10 protein-coding genes are annotated in these 15,500 nt (G+C 40.7%); 6 read left to right on the top strand and 4 right to left on the bottom strand.

Annotated features, from left to right (window positions below; translation table 11 throughout):
- Positions 1-4: 4 nt before the first annotated feature.
- The 5 genes from treF to PP2015_RS18040 all read left to right on the top strand — a co-directional run bounded on the left by treF (position 5) and on the right by PP2015_RS18040 (position 9,977).
- Positions 5-1,540, top strand: coding sequence for an alpha,alpha-trehalase TreF (gene treF / locus PP2015_RS18060; RefSeq protein ID WP_058031896.1), 1,536 nt, complete (start codon positions 5-7; stop codon positions 1,538-1,540).
- Positions 1,541-1,553: 13 nt separating this feature from the next.
- Positions 1,554-2,531, top strand: a complete 978-nt coding sequence (locus PP2015_RS18055) for a glucokinase (RefSeq protein ID WP_058031894.1) — start codon at positions 1,554-1,556, stop codon at positions 2,529-2,531.
- A gap of 199 nt (positions 2,532-2,730) precedes the next feature.
- Positions 2,731-6,867 (top strand): hybrid sensor histidine kinase/response regulator, encoded by a 4,137-nt coding sequence (locus PP2015_RS18050; protein ID WP_083496671.1) that lies wholly within the window; start codon positions 2,731-2,733, stop codon positions 6,865-6,867.
- 214 nt (positions 6,868-7,081) lie between these two features.
- On the top strand, positions 7,082-8,566 hold the full coding sequence (locus PP2015_RS18045; RefSeq protein WP_058031892.1) for an MFS transporter: 1,485 nt from the start codon (positions 7,082-7,084) through the stop codon (positions 8,564-8,566).
- Between the two features lie 298 nt (positions 8,567-8,864).
- Complete coding sequence (locus PP2015_RS18040) at positions 8,865-9,977, top strand: cytochrome-c peroxidase (protein WP_058031890.1); 1,113 nt, start codon at positions 8,865-8,867, stop codon at positions 9,975-9,977.
- A gap of 59 nt (positions 9,978-10,036) precedes the next feature.
- Here the strand turns inward: PP2015_RS18040 and PP2015_RS18035 are convergent, their stop codons facing one another.
- Positions 10,037-11,029, bottom strand: coding sequence for a quinone oxidoreductase family protein (locus PP2015_RS18035; RefSeq protein ID WP_058031889.1), 993 nt, complete (start codon positions 11,027-11,029; stop codon positions 10,037-10,039).
- 143 nt (positions 11,030-11,172) lie between these two features.
- On the opposite strand from PP2015_RS18035, the gene PP2015_RS18030 reads away from it, so the two are divergent.
- The gene (locus PP2015_RS18030; RefSeq protein WP_206646086.1) at positions 11,173-12,069 is read left to right on the top strand and encodes a LysR family transcriptional regulator; all 897 of its coding nucleotides are present in this window, start codon (positions 11,173-11,175) and stop codon (positions 12,067-12,069) included.
- A gap of 70 nt (positions 12,070-12,139) precedes the next feature.
- Here the strand turns inward: PP2015_RS18030 and PP2015_RS18025 are convergent, their stop codons facing one another.
- The 3 genes from PP2015_RS18025 to PP2015_RS18015 all read right to left on the bottom strand — a co-directional run bounded on the left by PP2015_RS18025 (position 12,140) and on the right by PP2015_RS18015 (position 15,495).
- Complete coding sequence (locus tag PP2015_RS18025) at positions 12,140-13,153, bottom strand: LacI family DNA-binding transcriptional regulator (RefSeq protein ID WP_058031885.1); 1,014 nt, start codon at positions 13,151-13,153, stop codon at positions 12,140-12,142.
- 287 nt (positions 13,154-13,440) lie between these two features.
- A complete protein-coding gene (yiaA, locus tag PP2015_RS18020; protein WP_227009271.1) occupies positions 13,441-13,887 on the bottom strand; it encodes an inner membrane protein YiaA in 447 nt (148 codons plus the stop codon).
- A gap of 210 nt (positions 13,888-14,097) precedes the next feature.
- A complete protein-coding gene (locus PP2015_RS18015; protein ID WP_083496669.1) occupies positions 14,098-15,495 on the bottom strand; it encodes an alpha/beta hydrolase in 1,398 nt (465 codons plus the stop codon).
- Positions 15,496-15,500: the final 5 nt, after the last annotated feature.

Below are 15,500 nucleotides of genomic sequence, written 5' to 3'. Positions count from 1 at the left end.
TTCAATGAAGTCATTTTGTAATGAAAGCGTCGCGTTTTTCCAAAGCGAGCTGTTTCAACGCGTGCAACTTGCAGCAATCTTCAAAGATAGTAAAACGTTTGCCGACGCAAAACCCAAAACCAGCTATGCAGATACACTTGCTCGTTATACCACGCAAAAAGATTGTACAACCTTTGATTTAGTTGAGTTTGTTTCAACGCATTTTGAGCTTGAACATGTCAGGGAGTTATCAGCATCACAAAAGACCAGTGACATCAAAGAGCACATCGAACGTCTTTGGGATATTTTACAAAAGCCAGCGGACACCCAAGTAGAAAGTTCTTTAATCGCTTTAGAGAATCCATACATTGTGCCCGGAGGTCGGTTTCAAGAAATCTATTACTGGGATAGTTACTTCACCGCTGCTGGTCTGATCCATTCGGGAAAAATCGATATTGTCGAAAGTATGCTCAATAATATGGTGAGTCTTCTCAAGCGTGTGGGTACCATCCCAAATGGTAACCGTAGCTACTATGCAACACGTTCACAACCCCCAGTTATGTCATTACTCGTTATGTTACTCGCCGAACAAAAAGCCGATCGTAACGACTTTATCCGCCAATATATTGATGCCATAGAATCTGAGTATCAGTTTTGGATGCAAGGCGCTGACACGCTAAATGGAGAAAATACGCAAACACTGAGAGTGGTAAAAATGCCTGATGGCAGCTTGCTTAATCGCTATTGGGATAATGCAGCAACACCTAGGCCCGAGTCGTATCGAGAAGATTATGAGATGGCTTTAACACTCCCAGAAGAACAGCGCTCAGATTTCTATCGCAATATTCGTGCTGCCTGCGAGTCAGGTTGGGATTTCAGCTCGAGATGGTTAGCCAATCCAAACGACTTAATGTCTGTGAAAACTACCGCAATTGTGCCCGTTGATTTGAATTGTTTAATGCTACAGCTTGAGACGAATCTCGCCCACTGTTTTGAAATAACAGGTAATGAGAAAAAGCAAAATGACTATATAACTCGTGCCGAACAAAGAAAACACGCAATCAATCAGTACTTATGGTGTGATGAAAAACAGTTTTATTTTGACTATGACCATATCGAAAATAAACGCTCAGAGGTAGAGTCATTAGCTGCAAGCGTCGCCTTATTTGCCGAAGTTGCTTCGGAGCAGCAAACACAGGCTGTTGCCAACAAACTTGAAAGGGCTTTTTTAAAAAGTGGCGGCCTGGTCACTACTTTGTCTGAAACCAAGCAGCAATGGGACGCACCAAATGGCTGGGCACCGCTGCAATGGTTTAGTGTTCAAGGTCTTATGAACTATCAACACAACTCTCTTGCTATAAAAATCATGCAACATTGGACTCAATCGGTTGAAACGATTTTTGCTCAAACGGGCAAATTAATGGAGAAATATAATGTATGTCAGGTCGTTGATATTGCCAGTGGCGGAGAATACGAAGTACAAGAAGGTTTTGGCTGGACGAATGGCGTTACACTCGACTTTTATCATCGCTTACAAAATATTGCCGAAGATCCTAAATAGATAGGTGCCCATTATGACAACAAATGCAAAGCTCATCACTCATATTATCGCAGACATTGGCGGCACCAATATTCGTCTTGCCATTGTCGACGAGCAAGCCGACGGCTATTACCGCAATATCAGTACCTATAAATGTGCTGATTACGCCGGTCTTGCTGAAGTATTAAAGCTGTATATCAGCGAACAGCAATTAGAAAACAGCCGCTTAAGTGCTTGTTTAGCCATCGCGTGCCCGGTGGATGATGATTTGATTTCAATGACAAACCTGCCTTGGCAGTTTTCTCAATCGGCATTAAAAGAAACATTAAAGCTTGAATCTTTAACGCTGATTAATGATTACACTGCCATTGCCATGGCTATTCCACTTTTGAGTGATGCACAAAAAGTGAAAATCGGTGATGGTGAAGCCGTTGCTGGTAAACCAATTTCAGTGTGTGGCCCAGGTACCGGCCTAGGTGTTGCGAATCTAATTCCTGTTGGTGACAAATGGCACTGTGTCAGTGGCGAAGGGGGTCATGTTGATTATGCCCCAGTTGGCGAGCTCGAAATTGAGATTTTGCGTTTCTTAAACAAGATTAAGCAGCGTGTATCTTACGAGCAATTATTGTCGGGTTATGGCTTAGAGCAGGTTTATCAGGCTGTTTCTGCCATTAAACAAAACCCAAACACTGAAAAGCTTTCAGCACAGCAAGTATCAGAGCGCGGTTTAAGCAATGACTGTGAATACTGTAACCTAGCACTCAATGTGTTTTGTCGCGTACTCGGTGCATTTGCAGGTAATTTGGCGCTAACATGCAATAGCCTCGGCGGTGTCTATATCGCAGGTGGCATAGTGCCGCGCTTTGTTGATTTCTTAAAATCAACGGCATTCAGAGAGCGCTTTGAGAGCAAAGGCCGATTATCACACATTCCACGCCAAGCACCGACTTATGTGATCATAGAAAATCAGCCAGGATTATTAGGGGCAGCAGCATTTTCGATGCAAATGTAATTATGTATGGCAGAAATAAACAATCAAACGTTTTTCTGCCAAGCATGTTTTTAAATATTCTGTGTACTTTACCCAAGCTGAAAACTTTTTATAAGCTGCTAAAAAATCAATGAAACTTAACTTAGATTAATTAGAAATAGTCCCATTTTTAAACTAATCTTAATGCACGCCGGTTAACAAAAAAAACCAAAAGCCCTTTATGCATAAAATCTTTAATTTTGTCTGTGCACTCTTAATTGCTCTCATTTTTATATCGAGTCACAGCCATGCCCAAATTCCATTGTTGGCTAACGAGTACGCTGTAAAAAAACTCACTGCTGAAGATGGTTTTGTATCCTCAGAAATATATTCGATCATTCAAGATCAACAAGGGCTTATTTGGTTTGGTACCGCAGAAAATGGCGTAATGCGTTACGACGGTAGAAAGGTCACTTTATTCGAGTTTGATAGCATGAGCGATAACGGGTTGTCTCATAATGATGCCGGTAACTTAATGCTAGATAGAAAAGGTAATGTATGGATTGGCACATGGGGTGGTGGAGCAAATCGATATAACCCCAAGACAGGCAAGTTTGATAACTATATCCACGACCCAAAAAGTGACAACTCTATTTCAGCAAACCGTATTCAATCTCTCCACCACGATGAAGATGGCACAATTTGGTTAGGGTCCTATGATCAAGGACTAAATAAATATCTAGGTAAAAACCAATTTGCACACATAAAAAAAGCAATAAATGGTGAGCCAGGTCTTTCCCATAATCGAATTTGGGACATCGAGAATCACAAATCAGATATGCTTTGGGTCGCGACCAGTTATGGGTTAAATTTAGTTGACAAAACAAACAATTCATTTACGTATTACTTTCCCGAGCCCGATAACAAAACGCCTACTGGCGCTAATGAAATTCGCCATATTCTGAAGACGAAAGAACACAGCATTTACATTGGCACCCAACAAGGGCCATTTTCATTTAACTTGGAATCAGAAGAGTTTTTGCCTATCGGTAATATTAACGGTGAAAACCTAGGCCAAGTAAATTCTATGATCCAAGATCAAGAAGGGTTTATATGGTTTGTTACCAGCAAAGGCGTATTCAGATTTAATCCCGCTAATAATCAAATCAGGCAACTAGAGCTAGAGAACAATAATGGCTTGAGAATAATCTTTGAAGACAGTGCCAAAACGCTTTGGATAACTAATGAAGTACAAGGTATTTATAAATTAGTGCCACACAGAAAGTTTAAATCACTACAAAACCCAGAATTAGTAGCCCCAAATGGGATCTTATCGGATGATAATGGGGACTTACTTATTGCCACTTCTAAATCCGAAATATTTAGGTGGAAAGTGTCATCACAGAAGCTAATAAAGCTAAACGATGCTATTTTTTCAGCTAACAATGGATTCAATAATAACCGCCTTCTTGAACGACCCGTGCTTTATCTTTCAAGTAACGAAGTTCTTTGGGTAGCTCAAGACGAGGGACTCGCGCAATTCAATTTATTAACCGGAGAAGTTAAACAAATTACCTACCCTAAAGATGATCCCAATCACAAAGAATTTAGAGAGATACGTGCATTAAACTCTGACCGATTCGGAAATATTTGGATAGGGACATATAAAAACGGGGTTTACACTTATAACCCTAAAACTGGTCAATTCAAGCATTTAGACTCTGCGTATGGACTCACTCACCCGGAAGTGCTCGAGATATTTAGAGATAATAAAAATAATATGTGGATAGGTACGGGCGATGGTGCAAACCTTTGGCAAGAAGACATGCAGTTTTTCATGCCATTTAAAAGCAACCGGTATAACCCTGACAGCTTACTTGGCAGTATTGTTCAAGACATTCATCAAACCAAGGAAGGGGAGATATGGATTGCAACGCAAAAAGGCTTAAACCTTTACCAGCCTGACTCACAGAGCTTCAAGCATGTTAGAAAAGAAGATGGCTTACCTACTAACTTAATCAGAGGCGTTGCAGATGATGCTGAAGGTTATCTTTGGTTAACAACGAACAAAGGCATCTCTAAATACTCACCAATAAACAATACTATTAGGAATTTTGACAGCCAAGATGGCCTTCTAGGACTGAATTACTACCCTAGTAGCTTAGTCAAAGCAAGCAATAATACTTTATTTACCAGCAGCCAACGTGGGATTGAGTATTTTAGCTCTATTTCTTTGAGCAGTAATCAAGTAGAGCCTAATCTAATTTTAACTGGCTTTAATATCATGGGACAACCAGTGAAGTTGGATGTCCCCTACTCATATGTCACAGACATAAGCCTTTCCCATTTAGATTATGTCTTTTCATTTGAATTTGCTGTCTTAGACTTTATTTCACCAAATAAAAACCACTATGCCTACAAACTTGAAGGGTATGACAACAATTGGATTGAGATAGGCAACAGAAATATTGCTTCATTCACTAATTTAGATGGTGGCGACTATAGGTTTATGGTCAAGGCGACAAATAATAATGGCGAATGGAGTGAAAATATTCTGACTGTTAACCTGCATGTGTCTCCACCTATTTGGCAAACTTGGTGGGCATATACTCTATATGCGTTACTGTCTGCAGCTGCAATTATCTCCGCAATCTACCTGAGAACTAGGTTACAAAATTTAGAAATAACGAGACAAAAGCAATTTGTTACTCGGCTTGAGCAGCAAGTTACTGAAAAAACAGCGTCACTCGAACTACAAGCAAAGGATCTTGCAGCCGCATTAGAAAAAGCAGAAGAAGCCACGCAACTAAAATCAGACTTTTTAGCCAACATGAGTCATGAAATAAGAACACCGATGAATGGTGTAATCGGCATGCTAAATTTACTTAAAGCGAGTCGGTTAGATTCAGAACAGGCACACACCGTAGATATTGCAAGAACGAGCGCCAACTCGCTCCTTACACTGATCAATGACATTTTGGACTTTTCTAAGATAGAGGCTGACAAACTCGAACTAGAACATATCGAGTTTAATTTAAGAGAATTAATAGAGTTACTTGCAGAATCTATGTCTTTAAATGCGCAAAGCAAAGGCGTAGAAATTATATTAGATTTATCAGAATTAGAAGCTTATAACATTTACTCTGATCCTGGCCGCATAAGGCAAATATTAACAAACATTATCAGTAATGCGATTAAATTCACAGAACATGGTGAAATCTCTATTGCTGCTTATTTAGAACCTACAAACAACAAAAATGAGCATATACTTCACTGCTTAATAAGAGATACAGGAATAGGTATACCTCAGAATAAACTGGCCACCTTATTTGATGCTTTTAGCCAAGTCGATGCATCCACTACGAGGAAGTACGGAGGAACAGGACTTGGTTTAAGTATTACTAAAAGGCTATGTCAGCTTCTCAACGGAGACATTAATGTAACAAGTGAAGTTGGCGTTGGCAGTAGCTTCGAAATAACGAGTCTTGTCCATAGTGGCACTGAATGCGAGCGACATAACTTGAGTGATCTCAATCTTCATGTGCTAGTTATCGATGCTAATAGCTCTAGTAGACAAGCGATGAAAAAACAACTTGTTAGGTGGGGAGTTAATGTTACTGAAACCGTGAGTGGCGAGTCTGCTTTAAGCTTACTAGAGCATAAAGCAATTGAACGCTCGGTTGATTTTAACATTATATTATTCGACAAATATCTACCATGTATGCAAGGCGCTCCTTTAGCAAAAGCGCTCAGAGCGCATGTTCCCTCTACCAATATCAAGCTGGTGATGATGGGCAGGATCAATGAACAGTTTACTCAGGCTCAGGTTTTTGAATTTGGCGTTGATGCCTATTTCCACAAACCAATGACACAAGACTCACTGTTAAAAACCCTCGCGGTAGCTAGCGTGTCACTTAGGCAACAGCTTGAGAGCAAACGTTTAACTGTCACGAACTCTGCTGAAAGTGAAAACTCTAATGAGCTGCAAAACTGGGCTGACCAAGCCCATGTACTGCTCGTGGAAGACAATAAGGTCAATCAACTCGTTGCACTGAAAATTCTAAGTAATGTAGGAATAAAAACTGAAGTTGCTGAAAATGGCTTGCAAGCCATTGAAAAATTAAAGTCAGAAACCAAATTCACTCAAATTTTAATGGACTGTCAAATGCCGGAGATGGATGGCTATCAAGCAACTCAAGCTATTCGATTAGGCGAAGCAGGTGAGGATAATACCAATATTCCCATAATTGCAATGACTGCAAATGCCATGCAGGGCGACAAACAAAAATGCCTTGATGCTGGCATGAGTGACTACATCACAAAACCAATTGTTGAAGAGCAAGTCATTGAAAAGCTGAAAGAGTGGTCATTAAAATAAGCGGCGTACTTCGCTTAACGATCACTTAATCTAGTGTTTTACACAATGCTGAATACGTATGCATAACATGGTGGTTGTTTCGTATACTCGGTAGTATTGATTGAATGTCATATTAAATGCCATTTTTTTCGGTTTAGACTTACTAATAAGTGAAGGCTAATTAGTAAAAGTCACCAGTAAAATATTGGTATAAATTCACAATAAGAGTCGTTTTATGACCAGACAACAAAAACAAAACACCAAGCCAAAATTGAGCTTCTGGCAGATCTGGAATGTCAGTTTTGGTTTCTTAGGCGTACAGTTTGGCTTTGCCTTACAAAACGCCAATGCCAGTCGGATTCTTTCTGACCTCGGCGCCGATCTTCATTCTCTTTCTCTTTTTTGGCTAGTTGCCCCAGTAATGGGCTTAATCATCCAACCAATTGTTGGTTCAGCGTCAGATAAAACTTGGAACCGCTTAGGGCGACGCAATCCGTATATTTTAGCCGGTGGTATTGCCGCTGCATTTGGTATGTTACTGATGCCAAACTCTTCAAATATTGCCACCTTTATGACACCGCTCTTATTCGGTGCCATGATGCTGGCATTGATGGATGCTGCATTTAATTTGGCTTTCCAGCCATTCCGCGCACTTGTGTCTGATATGGTGTCAGAAGACCAACGCAACCTAGGTTATTCAATCCAGTCTTTCCTTATCAATATCGGTGCAGTATTTGGTTCGATTCTGCCTTTCTTACTAACTAATGTAATTGGTTTAGAAAACGTTGCAGATAAAGGTGAAGTCGCCCCTTCTGTTATTTGGGCATTCTATATCGGTGCAACCGTCATGCTAGGCTCAGTGCTTTGGACTGTTCTTCGCACAAAAGAATACGCACCTGGTGAAAATGGTTTACCAGAACTAAATCAAGAAGCTGAAAAACTGCCACTGGGTGAGCGCCTATCTGGTTTCTTTGGGCTAATGAAGACCATGCCTGAAACGATGAAACGTCTTGCTGTTGTGCAGTTTTTCTCATGGTTTGCTCTATTCATTATGTGGGTTTACACCATGCCAGCCATCACTCAGCATATTTGGGGGGTGGATGCAAAATGGTTTGATCCTGACTACCTATCTCAAGTTGGCCAAGTACCTGCACATATTGCACAAGCTAAGGGTACGGCAGGCGACTGGGTCGGCATTATGTTCGCTGCATACTCGGTTTTTGCTGCTATTGCGTCATTATTTATGGCGAAAGTCGCCAACCAAATTGGTCGTAAGCTGACTTACTCTGTCTCACTATTAGCAGGTGCCATTGGCTATATCAGTATCATATTCTGGCAAGACAGTACGCTGACAATGGTGAACTTAGGGATCACTGAAATCGAAGTACCACAAGGTGCTGTGATGTTACTTATTTCAATGATTGGTGTAGGTATGGCGTGGGCAGCGATTTTAGCTATGCCTTATGCCATTCTTGCAGGCAGCTTACCGCCGAAACAAACTGGCGTGTATATGGGTATTTTCAACTTCACCATTGCCGCGCCACAAATTGTATCAGGCTTGTTTGCAGGTTGGATCTTAACCTCAGTATTTGAAAACCAAGCAATTTACATCATGATGATGGCCGGTGGTGCAATGCTACTCGCAGCCTTAGCTGTTTACTTTGTAAAAGAAAATGGCTCGGAAACAGCTGAGACCACTTCAGAGCAAGCAACTGCTTAATACGAGAATCAAAGTAACGTTTAAAAGTTAAAGTTTATTTAACGTTATCCCAAGCGAAAAGCCGATTGAAGCCTGACTTCAATCGGCTTTTTTTATTTCTTTCCTTCCTTATTGACTACCTTTCAACATTCTCTGAAACCATTAGACATTTTTTAGACTGCTCTGCTTTTATTCTTTTCACAATAAATTGGAAGCGATGGCACAACTATCTGTAGCCATGTTTTGCTGCTTCTCCAACTGCTCACAGTTCCAATTACTAAATAAAACAGTGAGCTCTGTATTTCTGCGGAAGATGTGTATGAAAAAATTATTATTACTTACTAGCTTGATAGCCCTTAGCGCATGCAATAATGACACACCTGTTTTTATTGAAGATGATAACAACATAGGCAGCCTGCCAAGTATTCCCCCTTCACCAGAAAATAATCCAACGACTGATGAAAAAGTTAAATTAGGCAAACTACTATTTTGGGACCCTATTCTATCGGGAAATAAAGATATAGCCTGTGCAAGTTGTCATCACCCAAATCATGGTTATGCTGAAAATTTAGACTTAAGCATTGGTGTGGGCGGCTCTGGCCTGTCTGAAAATAGGCATGGCGGAAAGCTTATCCATCGCAATGCACCAACGATTTTAAATACCGCCTTTAATGGTATGGATGAAGACGGAGCAGTAGACCCGCTAAATAGCCCAATGTTTTGGGACAAACGTGCTAATTCATTAGAAGAGCAAGCTTTGCTCGTTTTGCAATCTGACGTTGAAATGCGCGGGGATACCATCTCAGAAGATGACATTATGCAGGTACTCTCAGAGCGTTTACTTAATATCGCTGAGTATCGCAGCCTTTTTAATAATGCATTTGGCGATGAAACTATAAATGCCGAACGAATCACACAAGCGATTGCCGCTTTTGAACGTAGTTTAATCGCCTCAAACAGTCCTTTTGACCTGTACGCACGCGGTGATGAAAACGCCTTAACCGATCAGCAAATTCGCGGTATGGATGCTTTTGTTGAAGCTGGTTGTGCGCAATGTCATGACGGTCCTATGTTCTCTGACTTTGAATTACATCAACTCCCTGTAAAAGAAAACGCCAAGTTAGTTCAACTAGGAGTTGTTGATGAAGGTAATGAGAAGCGCTTTAGAACACCCTCACTTCGAAACCTCAGTTTCACTGCGCCTTATATGCATAACGGTACAGAAGCGACATTGCGTGATGCAATTCTATTTTACGACGACATTGCCAACCCTGGAAACTCAGAAGAGCTGGCGAATTTGAATTTTGATGATGTAGATTCAGAAACACTAGATGCTATTGAGGCTTTTATTCATGCCTTGAGTGATGATAGCTTTGACAAGAGTATTCCGCAGACAGTGCCAAGCAACTTAAAGCCTGGTGGGAATATATAGGCATAACACTGCAAAATTAGGACAGTATTGGTTTATCACCGACTGTCCTAATGTGGATATTAAGAAAAGCCAGGTGTTAGTACTAATTTTCCCATTACCTGACCACTTTCTATCAGATCATGTGCTTTTTTTGCATCACCTAATGGTAAGGTCGATACGATTGGTTTAACCTTGCCTGCTTTAAATAACCTATAAACTTGCTCTAAAGACGATTTCACTAGAGGGAAGTTATTAAAATAAGTCGCATAAATCTCAGAATAAGTAATTGTCGGTGATTTACCAAAGTGCTGCATTATTGTTTGCTGTGTGTTTGTTTCGCCAGCGCCTGCTAAAAAACCAAAAACTACTATATGGCCCAAAGTAGCAAGAACTTCTATGTCATCTTTAATGGTATCTCCAGCAACAGGGTTAAAAATATAATTAACGCCGTTACCTCCAGTTACCTGCTTAACCTCAGATATCCAATCATGAGTCGAATTAAATGCAAAGTCAGCACCTAACTCAAGCGCTCTAGTTACTTTTTCGTCTTTTCTATCCAACGCAATGACTTTCAGCCCAGCTGCTTTAGCCAGTTGGATTAAGGCTGTGCCGACACCGCCAGTAGAAGCATATATAAGCGCAAATTTATTTGCTTCAACTCGCGCGACATTATGTAACATATGATATGCCGTGAAATATGTGACCGGCATAGCGCCAGCTTCTATTAAATCAACACTGTCATCTATCAAAACAAGTTTATCGGCTTCAACTGCCGTATACTCTGCATACATAGAAGCACCTATTGGTCCCAGATATGCAACTCTTTGACCGACAGACAAATTGCTATTATTTGCATCTACTATAATGCCGCTACCTTCAACACCAGGTATAAAAGGTAATTCAGGCATCATGCCCGGCGGCATATTTCCTTCACGAATAATCGTATCTATAAAATTCACAGGTGCTGCTGCAACCTTTACTAATACTTGGCCTTCGGAAAGTTTTGGAGGGTCAATTTTCGTGAAATTTATCTGTTCACTGCTGCCTGTTTGCTCTAACTGAATTGCTTTCATAACCTACTCCTGTTTACTTAAAAAAAGTGTTTATAAATGAACTGAAGCAATAATAGAGAGAATTATATACGTGCGTAATTGGTGATATTGGACATCACAATTGCAAAAATGGAATAATCGAGTTAAACCTATTTTGGAAGTAAATGATGGATAGAGTGCTCGATGATTTAACTATCTTTTGTGCAGTAGTGAAGTCTGGCAGTTTGAAAAAAGCCGCTGCCCAGCTAAATATCCCACATAGTACTGTTAGTCGCAGAATTGATAACCTAGAGCATCAATTAGGATTAAAGCTGTTACACCGAACTACGCGAGCAGTTAAAGTCTCAGAGAGAGGCCTTAATCTCTACAATGACAGCGCTCCGATGCTAACGAGTCTAAGAAGCGCCATCACATCTGCAATAGAAGATGAAGTTTCATTTAAAGGAAAACTCAGTGTATCTATGCCAGTCCGTGCAGGTATAGATTTCTTAGGGGCGTGGTTAATAGACTTTTCAACTCTACACAGTGAGTTAAAACTTGAGGTGGCGTTATCAAACCAGAATAAACAACTGGTTAATGACGGTATAGATTTAGCGTTTAGAGTCGGCCCTTTAGTTGACTCAGCTGCAATCGCTCAGCCTCTTTGGGATATTCCCTACACAGTTTGTTGTAATCAGCACTTTTTAAAAAATCACAAGATTAAGTCAAATTTACTTACTCAACATCAACTTACAGTGTTGCCAAGCGTTGTTGTTAAACCTGCTGAAAAATGGGCATTCATTGACGACAAAAAAGCGCAACGACTGATAACCCCCAATGAGCAACTCACTGTTGATGATTTGGGGTTAGCTTTGCATGCAGTGCAAACAGGTCAGTATATGGCTTACTTACCCACCTCTATGCTTGATGGACTTAAGCTTGAATTGATTGATATTGAAGCATTAAAACCTAGAACACGAGTCATGTATGCCTATTACATGGGGCGTAGACACGCACAAAGCCAAATTAAGCATTTAATTGAATATATAAAAGAGAGATTTGAAGCAAAGCAACCAGCCTAAGCACAATAGATTTGATTGCTTTGTAATAAACACTTTGTAATGAACAGTTTTCTGGTTCGATTTAGAAAAGCTAACAAGACTGCCTAACAATAAGTTGAGGTTCTATCAAACGGCTTTCTACCGCTTTGCCTGCGATCATATCCAGTAACGCTTCGACCAGTAACTCACCTGCACGCTTTGTGTCTTGTTTCACCGTAGAAAGCGGTGGCGAGGTAAAGTTAGCAACGGCAATGTCATCAAAGCCAGCAACAGCAACATTTTCAGGAATGCTTAAACCATGCTCTTTTAAAGCGCGCATAGCACCTACCGCAATCAAATCACACGCCGCACAAATTGCATCAAACTCAACGCCTGAGTCGAGTAATTTTTTCGCAGCATCATAACCTGCTTCTTCTGTATATAAAGCATTTATTTGCAGCTTATTATCTGCATTAATACCGTACTCTTTTAGCGCTGCACAGTGGCCTTTATATCTGTCGAAAAACTCTGGCGCATGACTGGATGCTGTGCCTAAGAAAGCTAACTTTTTACGGCCTTGCTTCAACACGTGTTGCGTTATTTCTTTACCACCAGCAAAATTGTCACAGCCAATTGCCGAGCCTTTGAGTTGATCTTCACCCACACCCCAGCGTACATAATGGGTGCCTTGTGCGGATAGTTTCGTGAGCTTTTCAGCAAAGTCGACATAATCACCATAGCCCAGCAAAATGAGACCATCAGCTTTGTTACTGTCTTCAAAATCGGCATGCCAATCGTTACTGGCTTGCTGAAAAGAGACTAATAAGTCATAACCTCTATCTGCACAGGCACGGGTAATGCTGCCCAGCATAGATAAAAAGAAAGGGTTAATGGCTGAGCCATCATCGGTTGGATCTTCAAAAAGTAACAAGGCTAACGTATCACTGTGTTGAGAACGCAGGTTACTGGCGTTTTTATCAACTTTGTAATTCAGTTCTTTGGCAATTTTTTGCACCTTTTCTCGGGTTTCTTGGTTCACCAAAGGGCTATTACGCAAAGCGCGCGAGACCGTTGATTGAGACACCCCAGCAAGATAAGCGATATCGAAAGACGTTGCTTTTTTCACAGACAAAACTCGTAGTTAGACTCATGTAAGAATATACCTGAGTAGACCTTTTATGTGTAGTGAAAAGCACAGGATTGATTAGTATAGTAAAAACGGCTCTCTTTTGCAGGTGCGGTTTTATTTCGCTCAGTGTAATGCAAATAAAAAAGCGTGGGGTAAACCCACGCCTACAAAAAGAACCTGTACCGGCACTAATAGCCGATTGTAGGCGCGACTTTATGTCGCGCAAGTAAGTGCAAAAAAAACGTGGGAGTGAACCCACGTTTTTGCAAAATAGTAATGCTTATTTATGATTGAGACTCTAGGTCCACTTCTTCTCTAACTTCGTCATCACCCAATGCCATCACGTCTCGTACGTTCTTTTGCACTGTAATAGCAGCAAAACCACTCAATAAAAACGACATAGCGTAAAAGCCTTTTTCGCTCAGTAACAACTCTGCGTTCACTAATCCAACCGTTAACAAGGCAATTGCAGACCCTGCAGCGGCCCAACACATCATAAAATAAGGTTTTGAAATGGTTTGGCCTTCCATTTTATCGCGGATGGTCTTTTGTAAAGACACGAATGAAAACAGACCAAATAATAATACAGCTAGGTAATAACCCTTTTCATTCAATTGCATAGTCGCATTTGCCAAACCAATTAGAAATGCCGCGACACCTGCTACTAACATAGCAACTGACGCCATTCTAAAAGCTTTACTTGGTTTATTAAGTGTTTGTTTATTCATCATCTGTGTCTCCATTATTCTTGAATTCGTTACGTCTTGTAAGTGGCTTCAGTATTAGAGACATAGTCAATTTAGTAAACCCTAACTATCAAAGGTTAGTATTTGGGGACTAAAAGTATTGTTTTAATAAACTTTTATACAGCTTTATTGTTCATAACCCCCGACAGAGCTCAGGGGCGAGTGAGTTAAAAAGTCTTATCATCTTAGAAATGATTACCTCAAAGTGCTTTTAATAAACCCTTGCATCTGTTCAAGCATTTGATCGTAATAGGGGTTAAAGGTTAAACGCTGCAAATTAGGGGTCGTTTCTAAGTTCGCTTCTGTTAGTTCTCCTAAAGTCACTGCGTTGGCTGTTTTACAACTGGCAAATAGATCTGTACCTGTTAAATGCTCGCAATTACGATAACTGCCCTGCCAACCATAATGCGGGTTACTCGGCGCATTTGTTGGGGATGTGTGCGCTATATCAAGCACACTTTCACAATAAACTTGCCCTGCACACGAAAAGGTCGTGACGGTTTTTAATGAGTTAGGCAAGGCATTAAGTTGATCTTCACCTTTATTTGCATAGTAATACACAAGTTTATCTTGTGCTTGCGCTGCACCATTTTGTCCGTGCCAGCGGGCCAGCATGTTTACCGTTGCATCAGTTTCTATGGTTTGGTCCACTTCACTCGCGACCACAAAAAACGGTATATTGCGCAGCCCTTTTAACTTTTGCGGTTCGATTCGCTTCATCAGTGCATGCACTTGTGCACCCGCATTCGCAGGAAACGATTCATATTTAGCAAAGTCGATATCTGCCGCTTCATCTAGATAGTCTTGAAACCAACTGACGTATTTCGCTGCCCATGCCATCCCCGCTTTTGCTTCACTGGCAGGTGACCACAGCATTACCCCTTTAAGTTTTTGCTGCTCAGTTTCGTTCAAAGCATTGTGATTCAAGTAATCAACAACCAAAGCACCACCTGTTGAAAAACCACCTAAATAAACATTATCGAAATCATTAAGCATACTTTTAATGGCATATGATGCCGCCTGTCGCCAATCAGCTTGGTCAATATCAACCAAGGCTTCTGCTGCCGTACCATGCCCAGGTAATAACAGAGTACGCACAGATATACCCTGCTCTACAAATGAGTTGGCTAAATCATGAAATAAATATGGCGAATCCGTTAAACCATGAATAAGCAATACCGCTGCCTTTTCGTTAACGGCTTTGAGTTCAAACGGCGTGATTAAGTCTACAACTTGAAGTGGCTTATCTGCATACAAGCGTTTGCTGGTTTCTGTTTTAATTGGACAAGGCATGTTTGCTTTAGGGTTTTGCGCATTAATATGCGCGCGCGCAGCAACCAAGTAATTTTTAAAAGGTTGCTCTGATGCAAAATCGAAGTTGATGCGCTGAACACCGCCTTTGGCAAATCGATAGGTACCTGCTTGTTTAAATTTTTCGATTTGCACAAGGTCGTTATTAATCGTCACGCAATTAAGCGAACTAGCGGCTTTAGTCGTAAACACATTGACCGCAAACACATTGGCTGAGAAAGCACTTGTAAAGAAAACTGCAGTACTCAACATCGCTTTTTTGAAAATAGTATTAACTGACATGGAAA

Origin of the sequence: Pseudoalteromonas phenolica (assembly GCF_001444405.1) — a bacterium.
GTDB lineage: Bacteria > Pseudomonadota > Gammaproteobacteria > Enterobacterales > Alteromonadaceae > Pseudoalteromonas > Pseudoalteromonas phenolica.
This window is presented reverse-complemented; position numbering and strand designations above follow the sequence as displayed.